Source organism: Actinomadura sp. J1-007 (assembly GCF_009793335.1).
Taxonomy (GTDB): domain Bacteria; phylum Actinomycetota; class Actinomycetes; order Streptosporangiales; family Streptosporangiaceae; genus Spirillospora; species Spirillospora yumaensis.
Window position 1 is genome coordinate 7,128,107 of sequence record NZ_WING01000001.1, and the last position, 12,287, is coordinate 7,140,393.

Sequence of the window (12,287 nt, forward strand, 5' to 3'; positions counted from 1 at the left end):
GGAGAGCGATGCCTCCCTCCCACCATGCCGTCCGCGTCTCCAGGGCGCAGCAGGGCCCGGACAGAGGACTTCCACGAGGCTGGGCGGTGCTGGGTGAACACGGGTGACACCGGCAGGGGCGACCAGCAGATGCTGATCTGGCTGAGCCTTCCCTTCGGCCTGCTCCTCGCGCACATCGTCCACCAGGTCGGCGGTCTGGGCTTGTGGGCGTCGGCGCCGGTGTTCCTCGCCGTGACCGGTTCGGTGCACCTGGTGTGGGAGGCCGCACGGCGGTACGCGTACCTTCTGCGGGTTGTGCGGCTGGCCGTCGGGGTTGGAGTCGCCGGGTTCTGTTTCTTCTTCTCCGCCGTGGCGGCCTTGCCGCCTGGCGCCTACCACGATGTAGGGCCGGGAACGGCCATCGACGATTACTCCAACCCTCTCACCTTCTGGCAGCTGTTCATCTCGTTGGCGTGTGGGCTCGCCGCCTGCGCGGCATTCCGCGCGATCATGGGTTGGCGCGTGCGGTCACTGTGGCTCTGCTGCGGCCTGACCTTTCCCCTCTGCAAGGTCCTGCTGGACATCTTTGTCATCTGACCAAGATCATCCGACCCGGGATCATCTGATCACGGCGGTCGGGTGAGCGGACAGGCCCGCCAGGAAGATGTATGCCGGTGGAATGCGCCGATCACATCGTGATCGGCCGCCTGGACCCTGACCCTGGACCACGCCCGGCAACGCTGCCATACCGACTACACCGATGCCGAGCTGGCCCATCACCGGATCGACAGCCCGTCCCGAACGTCACGGCGGATGACCGCGTGCAGCCCGATCTTGGACTGCCGCGCCATTCGCCCCCCTCACGCCGGGTGGCACAGCCGGTACTCCCACCGGGAGCCCGAGAGTTGCTGGAACTCATCAACACAGCAGCCCAACGGCCAGGGCGTTGCCCAAACTCATCAACGAACGTTGCCGATACGCGCAGACGAAACCAGTCGTAGCGGCTCCGTCTCTACTCGTCCAGCCGTGGGTCTCTGCCGGAGGTGTCCTCGCGGGTGGGGTCCCACAGGGGGCCTGCGAAAAGTTCCACGGCTGCGATGAACTCCTCCTGGTCGCCGACCGCGGCTGGTACCGCCGGGAAGACCACGTACGCGCCGAACTCCTCGTGGTAGGGCAGTTTCGCCTTCCTCGGCAGGGTGTAGCCCTCGGCCAGCCATGCCAGCAGGTGATCCTGGAGTGTCGCGTTATCGCCTCTGCCGACCCGGACGCCGCGGATCCCGACGCGAGTGATGTGCCGCCAGGGGATGCGCGTGGTGTCGTTCTCGGTGCCGACCTCCAGCCCGTTGGGATCCAGCACCAGCCGGGGGGTCTCTCGCGGCACCAGTAACAGCACGACCAGGAAGGTGATGAAGACGCCCTCGCTGATGTGCGCGGCGATCGACCATCCGCTCCCCAGGCTCATGGCGACCGCTCCCGGCACCAGGCTGAACGCCAGAAAGACCGCGATGGACAGGCACATTTCGCCGAGTCCCACGCCGTTCAGGTCGGTGGGGAAGCGGGCCATCGGCGTCACGCCGGCCATCGGCTGCGGTGGCGCACCGGCCAGGGTGCGGGGCGCGGTCGTGGCATCGGCGGCCACGACGGGACGCAGCAGGGACAGATCGCCCGCCGTGTTGATGACCCGCTGCTGGGGGCGGGGCATCCCGCCGCGCGCGCAGGCCGCGTCCAGCTCGCGGAACAGCGCGTCCAGCGTGGGCGGTTCGCCCATGCCCGCCCGGTACCGGTTCAGCGTCCGCAGCAGTTCCCCGGTGAACGCCGTGTACCTGCGGCCGAGCGGCGAGTGCGCGGTCGCGTTGGCCGAAGTCGACGTGAGGGTGTAGGTGCCGGCGACGTTCAGCTCGCCGCTCATCAGCGAGGACGGATCGGCCATCGCTTCGAACGCCCGGCCGGAGAAGCAGCAGTCCAGTATCAGCAGCGGACGGCCGCGGGACTGCCCGCGATCTCCTCGCGGACCCGTTCGAACGGCAGGCCGCCGTAGCCGACCGTCGCGGGGCTGCTGGCCGTGACGGCAAGGTGGAGTCGGCCGCGCGTGTCGAGCAGGCCGTGCCCCGAGAAGTACACCAGCAGCACATCGGTGGCCCACCGGGCGGTGTCGGCGATCCGTACGCCCAACTCGCGCGGTTCGCGCACGTCCTCGACGAGGTCGCACAGCTCCGGGGAGAAGACGCCGCGCTCCGCGTCCGTGAGCAGGCCGCGCAGCGCGACCAGGTTGTTGTGCACCGAGGGAAGGTCGGGCAACTGGCCGGACTCGTAGGTTCCGGTGCCGATCAGCAGCGCCGCGGACCGTCTCCGGTCAGGGAGTCGCACCACCGGTCGCCCCTTCACTCCGTTCCGGTGTCCGCATCCTCACCCGTCAGCCGCCGGACGTCCTCGATGACCGCCTCCGGATCACGGGCCCGCTCCACGGTCACCTCGACGCTGCCGCCGTCCGGCCGGGTCACCTTCACGCGCACGTCCGCGGTGCGGTGCCGCAGCCATACCGACAGCGAACGAGCCAGCACCGCGCCCACTCCGCCGCTGCCCAGCGCGACGGCCAGCCCGTCGAACGCGGCGCCCATCTCCCGCGCTCCACCGGCGCCCGAACCAGCTCCACCCGTCCCCGCAGTACGTCCTCACGCCGCAGCCAGTCACTCAGCGAACGAAGGTCGTCCTCACCGCCGTCCGGTACCGTGATGGCGACCTTCTCCCACACCCGAGCCTCGGTCATCCCGCCAGCTTCGGCCAGTTCCCTCCAACCGGCAAGCGCTTTCCGTACGCTCCCAGCGGTCGTCCAGAAACCGCGCCCGACGCAGGCCGGCCCTAGGGGTTGGGCGTGCCAGCCGCTTCTCCAGCGCCGACAGCGCAAGCATCTGGTGCTTGGCCTTCTCGCTGCGGCCGTAGGTGTGGCAGAACGCCCGGTCAGGTGAGGTGTCGGCGTCCGGCCGCAACCACGGCGACACATCGACCGCCAGCACGATCTGCCCATCGGCCGCCAGGGGCAACGGCAGCGCGGCCAGCGCCCACCGCAACTGCTCCGCATCGATACGCCCGCAATTCAACGCGTCGTGCATCGCCCATGACCACGGCGATGCTCGGGCGCCAGTGCCAGATCCACCAGAGTCCGGACCGGCCCGTCGGTGCACAACACCGCGTCCGCCAGCTCAAACAGCACGCATCCGCCCGTCCGGTCAGGCACCCGTAGAACTCCGCCCGGAACCCGGTCAACACCCCAAGCTCCTCGACACGCACCCGCGCATCCAGAAGGTTCAACCCCTCAACGACCTTAACCGCCGGTCACCCGTTCACGACGGCACCGTCCACCACCGGGCTGGTTGTACGCGTGGTTCCTGGCCCCACTCGGAGGTGGGGGGAGACGTTGCGGCTGCCCGGCCCGCTCGCCCACATTCCGCAGTAGCAGCGGCGAAATTTTCTCCGGCGGTGCCGAGTTACACTCCTACGATCGCGAAAAGCGATGTTCCGCGGGTCCACCCGGCGGACATCGTTCGTACACCGATGCAGATGGTTCTGATCGGTGAGCGTCTCCTTGCCGAGATCGGGCATCCGGCCCGCCTTCGGCGCTGACCATCGCCGGCGCGTGTCGGCGCGACAGAGGAGCGCACAATGCAGAAGACCATCGCCATTGTCGGAGCGGGACTGGGCGGGCTGACGCTCGCACGGGTGCTTCAGGCTCACGGTGTCGCCGCGACGATCTACGAAGGTGAGGCTTCGGCGGCGTCCCGTGAGCAGGGCGGTCTGCTCGACATCCAGGAGGAGACCGGACAGGTCGCGCTTCGCGCAGCCGGTCTCTACGACGAGTTCCTCGCTCTGGTCCGCCCGGGCGAGGACGCCAAGCGCGTGGTCGACAGCCACGGCACGATCCTGTTCGACATGCCCGCGGATCCTGGTTCGGCCCGTCCAGAGGTGGATCGTGGCGAGCTCAGGCGCCTGCTCATCGACTCGCTCGCGCCCGGGACCATCAGGTGGGATCACAAGCTCGCCTCGATCCGGCACCGTCCGGAGGGCGGCTACGACCTCGCCTTCGCGCAAGGTTCCGCCGCGCGCGCCGACATCGTCATCGGCGCGGACGGTGCCTGGTCGAAGGTGCGTCCGCTGCTCACCTCCGCCAAGCCCGCCTACAGCGGGACCTGCTTCATCGAGATCGCCCTCGCCCCGGGCGGCCAGGACCGCCGGGCGAGCGTGGCCGCGATCGGCAGCGGCACGCTGATGGCGGTCGCGCCGGGCAAAGGCATCATCGCCCATCGCTACGCCGACGGGCACGTGCGCGGATACGTGGCGCTGAACAAGCCCGAGAGGTGGATGATGTCGATCGACTTCGGCGACCCGTCCGCGGGCCTTCGCCGACTTGCCGACGAGTTCGACGGCTGGTCGCCACTGCTTACCGCCTTCGTGACGGAAAGCGACGCGCAACCGTGGCTCCGACCCATCCATGCCCTGCCCGTCGGGCTCAAATGGGACAGGGTGCCCGGCGTGACGCTCGTCGGCGACGCCGCGCATCTGATGTCGCCCTTCGCCGGCGAGGGTGCGAACCTCGCCATGTACGACGGCGCCGACCTGGCGAGCGAGCTGGTTGAGCAACCCGACACCGAGGTCGCGCTCACCGCCTACGAAGAGCGGCTGTTCCCGCGCAGTAGCGACGCCGCCGGCCGCTCGGCGAAGAACCTGGAGATCTTCTTCGGTCCGCAAGCACCGCAGAGCGTAGTCACACTGTTCGATCACTCCTGACACCAGCCCGGTTTCGCGATCTTGAGCCGCTGGCGGATCGTGGCCGGCATGACGCCGAGCCCGCGCTGCTCGACGATGTGGTCCGGTGCCGGTCGATCCGCGGCGCCCCGGCCGGTGGTCGCGGGCACGCCGTGGTTTGACCGGCGCGAGGGGCATGCCGTCCGGGCGCCGTACCCGGACGGCAGAGGGCTGCTACAGGAGCGGCAGCGCCTTTTGGACAGTGAAGAACACGCCCTTGAAGTTGGCGTCGATGCCATGGTCGAAGTCCTGCTCGGTGATGTTCTCGAACGGCAGGAACGTGCCGGTGCCCGCGTTCGCGAAGAGGCCGTCGAGCCGGCCGTGACGGTCCCGGACGGTCTCCGTCAACGCGTCCACCGCGCCGAGGTCGGCGGCGTCGGCCACGACGCCCGAGGCACTGGGGCCGAGTTCTTCGACGGCCGCGTCAAGCCGTGCGCGGGTGCGGCCGGTGACGATGACGTGGGCGCCTTCGGCGACGAGGCGGTGTGCCGTCGCCAGCCCCATGCCGCTGGTGCCGCCAGTGATGAGGACGGTCTTGTCGGTGAAGCGGTTCATACCGGTGTTCCCGTCAGGGTGTGAGCGAGGTGGTCGCTGAGGTGGGGCAGCCAGTCGGGCCGCGCGTTGCCGAGGAGATGGTCCCCGTGCGGGACGGACAGGTAGCTGCCGTGCGGGGCCAGACGGGCCAGGGGCTCCCCGTTCGTCACGCCGGGGATGACATCCTGGTCGCCGTCCACGACCAGCAGCGGGGCCGTGATGCGGGGTGCCAGGGCGGCGAGGTCAACCTGGCGTACGAACTCGTGGGCGGCGTCGGCACCCCCGGTGCGCATGGCCATGATGTCCCGTACGGGCGGAGGCAGTCGCTCCCAGTCGAGGCGGAAGGGACCGCTGACGGTGGCGAGGGCCGCCACGCGCGGCTCCAGCGCCGCGGCCCGGGCCGCGAAGTAACCGCCCAGGCTCAGGCCGACGAGCCCGATGCGTGCGACGCCGAGGGCGTTGATGACCCGGCCCACCACCCGCTCGTAGTCCGGGACGAAGGTGGTGGTGGCCGCGAGCACGCCCTGTCCGGGGCCGTCCATCGCGAACACCGCAAGACCCCTGGCCAGCAGCGCGGACATCAGATCGAGGAACTCCTCCTTGGCCGAGTCGAGGCCGGGGACGACGACCACGGTTCCCGGCGCGTCGGCGGGGCCGCGCAGCCAGCCGGTGAATCCCTCGCCGTTCACCCGCCGCGCATCGGGCTCCAGCACGGTGAGGGCTCGGCCCAAGGCGTGATCCGCCTCGGCGGCGGCACGATGTGCCTCCGGGTACGGCGCCAGGGTGGCCAGGTGGAACCATCGGGCCGCCATCAGGAGGTGCTCACCCTTCGAGAGCGGTGATGCCGCGTCCTGCGCACGCCGGAGGTGGTCGTGTCCGGTACGCAGGAAGGACGGCCCCCAGTCGGCGACGCAGGCGAGGCCGTTGGTGACGCGCCGGTACTCGTGAGGGTCCACGCCCGTTCCGGTGGCGCGTGTCCACTGGGCGGCGGCGAACTCGGTGGCACTCATCGTGCTCCTCCGGTCAGCAGGACGGCCTTGCCGCGTATCCGGCGCTCTCGCAGGTCGACCAGGGTGTCCGCGGTCCGTGCCCAGTCGGTGACGCGGCCGATCTCCGGGTGCAACCGGCGCTGTTCCACGAGCCTCACCAGGGCTGCGAGATCGGAGCCGTACGGGGCGCCCGCATAGTGGAAGTGCTGGATCGTGACGCGCTCGGGCCCGCCGAGGAGCTGGAAGAAGTCAAGGGTCGCCGGGGTGCGGCTCGCCTGGCCGAACCAGACGAGCGTGCCGCCCGGGCGCACCTTCGACAGGGCGACGGGCAGATCCGGCCCGCCCGTGGACTCCAGCACGACATCGAACGGTCCCTGAGCCGCCGCGACCTCGTGCACCACCGTCGCGCCCAGCTCCGCGAGCCGTTCACCGCGTACCGGTGTGGCCGTCACCGCGGTCAGTTCGGCTCCCGCGCCGACAGCCAGCTCGGTGACGTAGTGGCCGACGCCGCCCGAGGCGCCGGTCAGGAGCATCCGTCGGCCGGCCGGGAAACCGGCCGTCCTCAGCAGCCGCAGGGCGGTGATCCCGGCCAGGGGCAGAGCCGCCGCCCGTACGCTGTCGATGCTGTCCGGGAGCGCCGCGAGGGAGTGCGTGGGCACGGCGGCGTACTCGGCCCAACCGCCCTGCGCCGGGTGCCCGACCACGCGGGTGCCGATGCCGGGGCCGGAGCCGTCGGTCGCCGCCTGTACGACGAGCCCTGCGATGTCCTTGCCGGGCAGCAGCCTCGGCCCGGGGCGTTCGAGGAGGAAGGTCTCGCCCCGGTTCGGCGCGATCGCCTCGACCTTGATCAGGGCCTCATCGGGCTCCGGCACGGGCTGGGGTACCTCGGCGAAGGCGACCGGCCGCGCCGCTTCCCCCGTGGGAATCAGTCTTTGCATGGGGAGGATGCAACCCCCGCGGCCGCCCCACGATCCAACAACGAACGAGCACAGCCGACAACGTTCGGTTGTCACCTATGGTGGGCGCCATGGATCTTGACGTGGCGCAGGTACGTGCCTTCGTGCGCACCGCCGAGGAACTGCACTTCGGGCGGGCGGCCGGAACCGTCGCCATCTCCCAGCAGGCACTGTCCAAGAGGATCGCGCGGCTGGAATCCCTGCTCGGTACCGAACTGTTCCGGCGCGGCGGCAACAGCGTACGCCTCACCGAGGCCGGACAGCGTTTCCTCCTGCCGGCCCGGCAGGTCGTGGCCGCCGCCGACGCCGCTGTCGCGGCAGTGGTCGGCACGGACGATCCGTTGCGGGTGGACGTCTGGGGTCACCTCTTTGCGCCGATGCGGACGCTGGCCCAGGTCGCCGGACGGGCCGGAGAGCTGACGTTGGGGCACGGGCGTGATCTGCCGTCGGTGACGACGGCACTGCTGCGCGGCGACATCGACGCGGCCTTCGGTCGCGTCCACCCCCCGCTGCCCGCCGGCCTTGCCCACCGCCTCGTCCGCCTCGAGCCGGTGGATGCCGTCCTGAGCGAGGACCATCCGCTCGCAGCCGAACCGGCGCTGCGACCGGACCAGTTGCGCGGCAGCACGCTGTGGGCGCCCGGCCCGCTGAACCGGCTCGACTTCCTCGACCGGTTCGCCGACCGGTTCGGCATCCAGAACACGGCGACGAGCGTCAACCTGGGGCTTGCCCACTTCCTTGCCGAGGTGGCGGAAGAGCCGCGACGCTTCTCGCTGGTACCTGCGGATGTGCCACTGCCGGAGGTCCCCGGACTGAGTTCCGTCCCCCTCGTCGATCCCACGCCGCTGTACGCCTGGTCACTGCTGTGGCGCACCGGCAACGGGCACCCGGGACTGACCAGCCTCACCGCCGCCTGCGCGGGAGAAGCCGGGCGCAGGCGATGGCTGGAGTACGACCCGGCTCGCGACTGGCTGCCCGAACCACCCACAAGCGATCCTGGAAGACCCCGCTCGCTATGAGCGGGAGGTCCTGGTGCCGCTGGCACGGGCCGCCGAGCCGCACGAGACGTGGCGCGTCTGGACGTATGACTTCCCGGTGTCTTTCAGTCGGTCCCGGCCATCGCGTCCTGGAGGTCGGGACGGGGACGGGATGGTCGGCGGGCCTGCTGGCGCGCCGGGTCGGCGCGGCGAACGTCGTCAGCGTGGAGATCGACGCTGCGCTCGCCGAGCGGGCGGCGGAGAATCTGCGGGCGGCCGGTATCGAGGGCGTACGGGTGATGGTCGGGGACGGGACCCTGGGCTGGCCGGAAGGCGCCCCGTACGACCGGGTGCACGTCACGGCCGGGACGGTGCGGATCCCGTACGCGTGGGTGGAGCAGACCCGTCCCGGCGGGGTGGTCGTGCTGCCGTGGATGCCCGGCTATGCGTCGGGGTATCTGGTGCGGCTCACCGTCGCCGGGGACGGCACGGCGTCCGGGCCGATCGGGGAGCCGTGCGGGTTCATGCCGCTGCGCGCCCAGCGGACACCGGTCCGGCCGATCGAGGGCGAGGAGCGGGAGTCACCGGCGACGGTGCCGCCGCAGCGGCTCGCCGAGGCGGGGGAGGGGTTCAACGTCGCAGCGGCCGCGCTCCTGCCCGGGGTCGAGGGCGGCGGGTCCGTGAACCCGGTCGACGGGTCGTTCCGGTTGGCGCTGCGCGAACGTGACGGCGATTCGCACGCTCTGGCGATCCACCCGGCCGGGACGCGGACCGCCGAGGTCACCCAGCGCGGCACCCGCGATCTGTGGGACGAACTGGTGGCGGCGTGGCAATGGTGGGTGGATTGGGGCCGACCCGGGCGGGAGCGTTTCGGCCTGACGGTGGACACCGAAGGCATCAGAGCGTGGCTTGAGCGCCCCGATCGCATTTCGGTCGCGGCCGCGATGCGGGCCGTGCCCCGGCACCTGTTCGCCCCCGACGCCGGGTGATTCAGCCCCGACCACGGAGCCGACGCCGGAGTGGGCCGTCCACCGGCGGTCCGCGCCCGAGGGCTGGTGGGCGGCCGTCTACGCCGACGGCTCCCTGATCACCCAACGCGATGACGGCGCGGTAGCCGCCGACGCGGCGGCCGGGCCCCCGACCAGTTCGCTGTCGGCGCCGGGCGTCGTCGGCGAGTTCCTCGGGCTGCTGGAGGCGCGGTCCCGTGATCGGGTGCTGGAGATCGGGAGGGCCGCTGACGAAACTCTTTGATCAGCGGCGACGTGAAGCCCCGGACCGCCGAATTCCACGCCAGCGAGATCATCTTCCACTCTCCGCCGGGCAGCGGGGAGGGGCCGACAAAGGTCCCGACCTGCACGGTAGGCGATCACCTCTAAGACGACCACCCCGATGTTGCCGAAGGCAAGCAACTGGGCCGTCAGCCCCTGGCGCAGTGACCTGCGCGAGACCCCACCCGGGCCGATCTGAGCGCAGTCGCCGACCCGGCGCCCTCGTACATCGGAGGCTCCTGTTCCCTCGCCGGGACGTCGAATCCGGGGAGGCGGGCTAGTACCGCTGTGCGTACCAGGTCGGTTGCTCGCCGAACATGGCCTTGAAGTCGCGGATGAAGTGGCCCTGATCGGCGTAGCCGAGGTCGGCCGCCAGCGCGGCCCAGTCGATCGCCCCGCCGGCGGCCATGCGTGCGGTCACCTCGTGCAGGCGGTAGCGGCGGATCACCCACTTGGGCCCGATGCCGACGTACTCCGCGAACAGCCGTTGCAGCCCCCGCATGCTCAGCCCGAGCTCGCCAGCAAGGTGTTCGACCCTGGTCACGGCCTTGTCCTTGGCGATCAGCTCGACCGCGGCCACCACCTGGCGTACCCGGGGGTCGTCGTCCGGCAGGTGCTCCAGCAGGAAAGCGTCCACGGTCGGCACGTCGAGCGTCGTGGGCAGGTCCGGGCCGAACACCTCGGCCGCCGGGACGACGCGGTCGGTGATCGTCGAAACGGAGGCACCGAGGAACGGGCGGAAGCAGCCCGGCCGGAACGCGACACCGAAGACGTGGTCGCGGCCCTCAAGGATCTTGATCCGGTAGCCGCTGCACACGCCGTTGACGTCCGCACGGCCGCCGCCCAATGACAGGTGCACATTCGGGTACGGCACGATCTTCTGCCGGTAGGGCTCGGCGTAGTCCCAGCGAGCCTCCCAGTACCGCTCCACCCAGGGTGCGAGCGCCGGCGACGGGTCGTGGAACGTGTGGCGCTGATACCTGGTCCACGCACCGCGCAGCTCACGAACGTCCCGCCCCACACGGCAAAGTGTATGTCGCCTTTGTCCAATACCCCTCCGGCGCGCGCCACCTAGCCTCCTCGCCATGTCGCATCTGTTCAACGCTGCCGAAGCCATGGCGGCAGTCGCCCGCCCCATCAACGACGACCAGCTCTCCAACAAGACTCCGTGCACGGAGTACGACGTGCGGGCACTGGTCAACCACCTGCTGTTCTGGGGCCGTCGCTCGCCGGCGGCGGCCGCAAGGAGTCCGTTCCGCAGCCGGCGGCCGCCGAGTCCGATGTGGACCTGGCGGCCGGCGACTGGCGCGGCCGCCTGCTCGCGCTGCTGGACGACATCACCTCGTCGTGGGCGCCGCCGAGCGCCTGGGAGGGCGAGACGAGCATGGGCACACCGCACACGCTGCCCGCGCCCGTCCTGGGCGACATGATCACCGGCGAGCTGGCCATGCACGCCTGGGACCTGGCGGTCGCCACCGGGCAGCGCCTGCAACTGCCCGCCGACCTGCTGACGCATCTGCACGACACGGTGTTCGCCAGCGTGGAGCAGGGGCGGGAGATGGGCATGTACGGACCGCAGGTCGCGGTGCCGGCCGACGCACCCACCTTGGACCGCATCCTCGGCCTGACCGGCCGTGATCCCGCCTGGGCGTAATCACCGACCGGTCACGCCGGATCGACCGGGCACATCACCCGCCCCGCAGCCTGAACCACCGGCGCTGAAACACCACCACGAACCCGCCCCGGGGCCGAGGCACACTCCTGGCGCCCGTCCCTTCGGCCCAGCGGTCACAGAAGACCGACCTCCGTAACGAACAAGAGCCCGGGGGCCTGCCAGTTCCGGGGCCGTTTCGTCACTGTGAGGCTGGGACTTTCGTCCGTGCCCCCGGGACCGGGTGGACCGCCGCCCTGCTGACCGAGTTCGGCGCCGGCATCCTCAGCGTCGAGGTCGATCCGGCCGTCGCCGACCAGGCCGCGGCCAACCTCAAGGCCGCGGGACATGCGCCGCGCCTGGTCGTGGGTGACGGCGCCGCAGGCTGGCCGCCCGGCGCGCCGTACGACCGCGTGCACGCCACGGCCGCCGTCGCGCGGGTGCCCTATCCGTGGGTGGAGCAGACCCGGTTAAGGGGCGGGAGTGACGAGGCCGGATTCGTAGGCGGTGATGACTAGTTGGGCGCGGTCGCGGGCGCCGAGTTTGGAGAGCAGGCGGCCGATGTAGGTTTTCACGGTGGCCAGGCTCAGGTGCAGGTGGTCGGCGATCTCGGTGTTGGACAGGCCGCGGGCGACCATGGTGAGGACCTGGCGTTCCCGGTCGGTGATGCCGTCCAGGGCGCGCGGGAGTGGACGTTCGGTCTGAGGTCGGCGGGCGAATTCGGCGATGAGGCGGCGGGTCACGGTGGGGGCCAGGAGGGCTTCGCCGGCGGCGACGACGCGGATGGCGTTGAGGAGGTCGGCCGGTGGGGTGTCCTTGAGCAGGAAGCCGGCGGCGCCGGCGCGCAGGGCCGCGAAGACGTGGGCGTCCAGGTCGAACATGGTGAGCATGAGCACTCGGACGTGCGGGGTGCCGGTGTCCTGGTGGATCTGGCGGGTGGCTTCGATGCCGTCCAGGTGGGGCATGCGCACGTCCATCAGGACGACGTCGGGCCGCAGGGTGCGGGCGAGTTCGACGGCTTCGGCGCCGTCGGCGGCCTCGCCGACGGCGGTGAGGTCGGGGGTGGTGTCGATGAGGGCGCGGAAGCTGCCGCGCAGCAGCGCTTGGTCGTCGGCGACCAGGACGTGGATCAG

General features: G+C 70.9%; 14 protein-coding genes and 3 pseudogenes. 7 read left to right on the forward strand and 10 right to left on the reverse strand.

All coding sequences use genetic code 11. The features are described 5' to 3' along the window. Nucleotides 1–129: 129 nt before the first annotated feature. Nucleotides 130–576, forward strand: coding sequence for a hypothetical protein (locus GEV43_RS32365; protein ID WP_160823911.1), 447 nt, complete (start codon nt 130–132; stop codon nt 574–576). Between the two features lie 415 nt (nt 577–991). Here GEV43_RS32365 and GEV43_RS32370 read toward each other — a convergent pair whose 3' ends face one another. From GEV43_RS32370 to GEV43_RS51610, 4 genes and pseudogenes are all read right to left on the reverse strand, one after another. After that, nucleotides 992–1,909 carry a hypothetical protein gene (locus GEV43_RS32370; RefSeq protein ID WP_160823912.1) on the reverse strand — a complete coding sequence of 306 codons (918 nt, stop codon included), beginning with the start codon at nt 1,907–1,909 and terminating at the stop codon, nt 992–994. A gap of 38 nt (nt 1,910–1,947) precedes the next feature. Beyond that, nucleotides 1,948–2,349, reverse strand: a complete 402-nt coding sequence (locus tag GEV43_RS32375; RefSeq protein WP_160823913.1) for a hypothetical protein — start codon at nt 2,347–2,349, stop codon at nt 1,948–1,950. An 11-nt stretch (nt 2,350–2,360) separates the two neighbouring features. Further along, nucleotides 2,361–2,746, reverse strand: a pseudogene (locus tag GEV43_RS56470) (hypothetical protein). Continuing rightward, nucleotides 2,691–3,089, reverse strand: coding sequence for a transposase (locus GEV43_RS51610; RefSeq protein ID WP_241683121.1), 399 nt, complete (start codon nt 3,087–3,089; stop codon nt 2,691–2,693). The pseudogene GEV43_RS56470 and the gene GEV43_RS51610 overlap by 56 nt, the downstream one beginning before the upstream one ends. Before the next feature lie 550 nt (nt 3,090–3,639). Here GEV43_RS51610 and GEV43_RS32390 point away from each other — a divergent pair. After that, nucleotides 3,640–4,761, forward strand: coding sequence for an NAD(P)/FAD-dependent oxidoreductase (locus GEV43_RS32390; protein ID WP_160823915.1), 1,122 nt, complete (start codon nt 3,640–3,642; stop codon nt 4,759–4,761). On the opposite strand, the gene GEV43_RS32395 is transcribed toward GEV43_RS32390, so the two are convergent. The 4 genes from GEV43_RS32395 to GEV43_RS32410 all read right to left on the reverse strand — a co-directional run bounded on the left by GEV43_RS32395 (nt 4,752) and on the right by GEV43_RS32410 (nt 7,174). Continuing rightward, nucleotides 4,752–4,889 carry a hypothetical protein gene (locus GEV43_RS32395; RefSeq protein ID WP_160823916.1) on the reverse strand — a complete coding sequence of 46 codons (138 nt, stop codon included), beginning with the start codon at nt 4,887–4,889 and terminating at the stop codon, nt 4,752–4,754. The two genes, GEV43_RS32390 and GEV43_RS32395, sit on opposite strands and share 10 nt — an antisense overlap. A 64-nt stretch (nt 4,890–4,953) precedes the next feature. Further along, nucleotides 4,954–5,334: an SDR family NAD(P)-dependent oxidoreductase gene (locus GEV43_RS32400; protein ID WP_160823917.1), complete on the reverse strand. Its 381-nt coding sequence runs from the start codon at nt 5,332–5,334 to the stop codon at nt 4,954–4,956. Beyond that, a complete protein-coding gene (locus tag GEV43_RS32405) occupies nt 5,331–6,323 on the reverse strand; it encodes a S9 family peptidase (RefSeq protein ID WP_160823918.1) in 993 nt (330 codons plus the stop codon). Before GEV43_RS32405 ends, GEV43_RS32400 begins: the two co-directional genes overlap by 4 nt. Then, nucleotides 6,320–7,174: a zinc-binding dehydrogenase gene (locus GEV43_RS32410; protein WP_309239956.1), complete on the reverse strand. Its 855-nt coding sequence runs from the start codon at nt 7,172–7,174 to the stop codon at nt 6,320–6,322. The genes GEV43_RS32405 and GEV43_RS32410 overlap by 4 nt, the downstream gene beginning before the upstream one ends. 155 nt (nt 7,175–7,329) lie before the next feature. Here GEV43_RS32410 and GEV43_RS32415 point away from each other — a divergent pair, with 155 nt between their 5' ends. Together GEV43_RS32415 and GEV43_RS32420 are read left to right on the forward strand one after the other, a co-directional pair. After that, nucleotides 7,330–8,277 carry a LysR family transcriptional regulator gene (locus GEV43_RS32415; RefSeq protein WP_160823920.1) on the forward strand — a complete coding sequence of 316 codons (948 nt, stop codon included), beginning with the start codon at nt 7,330–7,332 and terminating at the stop codon, nt 8,275–8,277. Nucleotides 8,278–8,342: 65 nt separating this feature from the next. Next, a complete protein-coding gene (locus GEV43_RS32420; protein ID WP_160823921.1) occupies nt 8,343–9,224 on the forward strand; it encodes a methyltransferase domain-containing protein in 882 nt (293 codons plus the stop codon). Nucleotides 9,225–9,780: 556 nt separating this feature from the next. Here the strand turns inward: GEV43_RS32420 and GEV43_RS54120 are convergent. Continuing rightward, on the reverse strand, nt 9,781–10,524 hold the full coding sequence (locus tag GEV43_RS54120) for a helix-turn-helix domain-containing protein (protein WP_206681368.1): 744 nt from the start codon (nt 10,522–10,524) through the stop codon (nt 9,781–9,783). Between the two features lie 94 nt (nt 10,525–10,618). Between GEV43_RS54120 and GEV43_RS56475 the strand changes: the two are divergent. The 3 genes and pseudogenes from GEV43_RS56475 to GEV43_RS51620 all read left to right on the forward strand — a co-directional run. Next, nucleotides 10,619–10,843: pseudogene (locus GEV43_RS56475) on the forward strand (maleylpyruvate isomerase N-terminal domain-containing protein); the annotation flags it as partial. Beyond that, a pseudogene (locus tag GEV43_RS32430) lies at nt 10,771–11,157 on the forward strand (TIGR03086 family metal-binding protein); the annotation flags it as partial. The pseudogenes GEV43_RS56475 and GEV43_RS32430, both read left to right, overlap by 73 nt. Before the next feature lie 176 nt (nt 11,158–11,333). Then, nucleotides 11,334–11,672: a hypothetical protein gene (locus tag GEV43_RS51620; RefSeq protein ID WP_309240061.1), complete on the forward strand. Its 339-nt coding sequence runs from the start codon at nt 11,334–11,336 to the stop codon at nt 11,670–11,672. Here the strand turns inward: GEV43_RS51620 and GEV43_RS32440 are convergent. After that, nucleotides 11,625–12,287, reverse strand: coding sequence for a response regulator transcription factor (locus GEV43_RS32440; protein WP_160824917.1), 663 nt, complete (start codon nt 12,285–12,287; stop codon nt 11,625–11,627). The two genes, GEV43_RS51620 and GEV43_RS32440, sit on opposite strands and share 48 nt — an antisense overlap.

Bases quoted from the DNA above. Each gene is read 5' to 3' on its own strand.
- GEV43_RS32365 (WP_160823911.1), top strand. From the start codon at position 130: ATGCTGATCTGGCTGAGCCTTCCCTTCGGCCTGCTCCTCGCGCACATC.
- GEV43_RS32370 (WP_160823912.1), bottom strand. From the start codon at position 1,909: ATGGCCGATCCGTCCTCGCTGATGAGCGGCGAGCTGAACGTCGCCGGC.
- GEV43_RS51610 (WP_241683121.1), bottom strand. From the start codon at position 3,089: ATGCACGACGCGTTGAATTGCGGGCGTATCGATGCGGAGCAGTTGCGG.
- GEV43_RS32390 (WP_160823915.1), top strand. From the start codon at position 3,640: ATGCAGAAGACCATCGCCATTGTCGGAGCGGGACTGGGCGGGCTGACG.
- GEV43_RS32400 (WP_160823917.1), bottom strand. From the start codon at position 5,334: ATGAACCGCTTCACCGACAAGACCGTCCTCATCACTGGCGGCACCAGC.
- GEV43_RS32405 (WP_160823918.1), bottom strand. From the start codon at position 6,323: ATGAGTGCCACCGAGTTCGCCGCCGCCCAGTGGACACGCGCCACCGGA.
- GEV43_RS32415 (WP_160823920.1), top strand. From the start codon at position 7,330: ATGGATCTTGACGTGGCGCAGGTACGTGCCTTCGTGCGCACCGCCGAG.
- GEV43_RS32420 (WP_160823921.1), top strand. From the start codon at position 8,343: ATGACTTCCCGGTGTCTTTCAGTCGGTCCCGGCCATCGCGTCCTGGAG.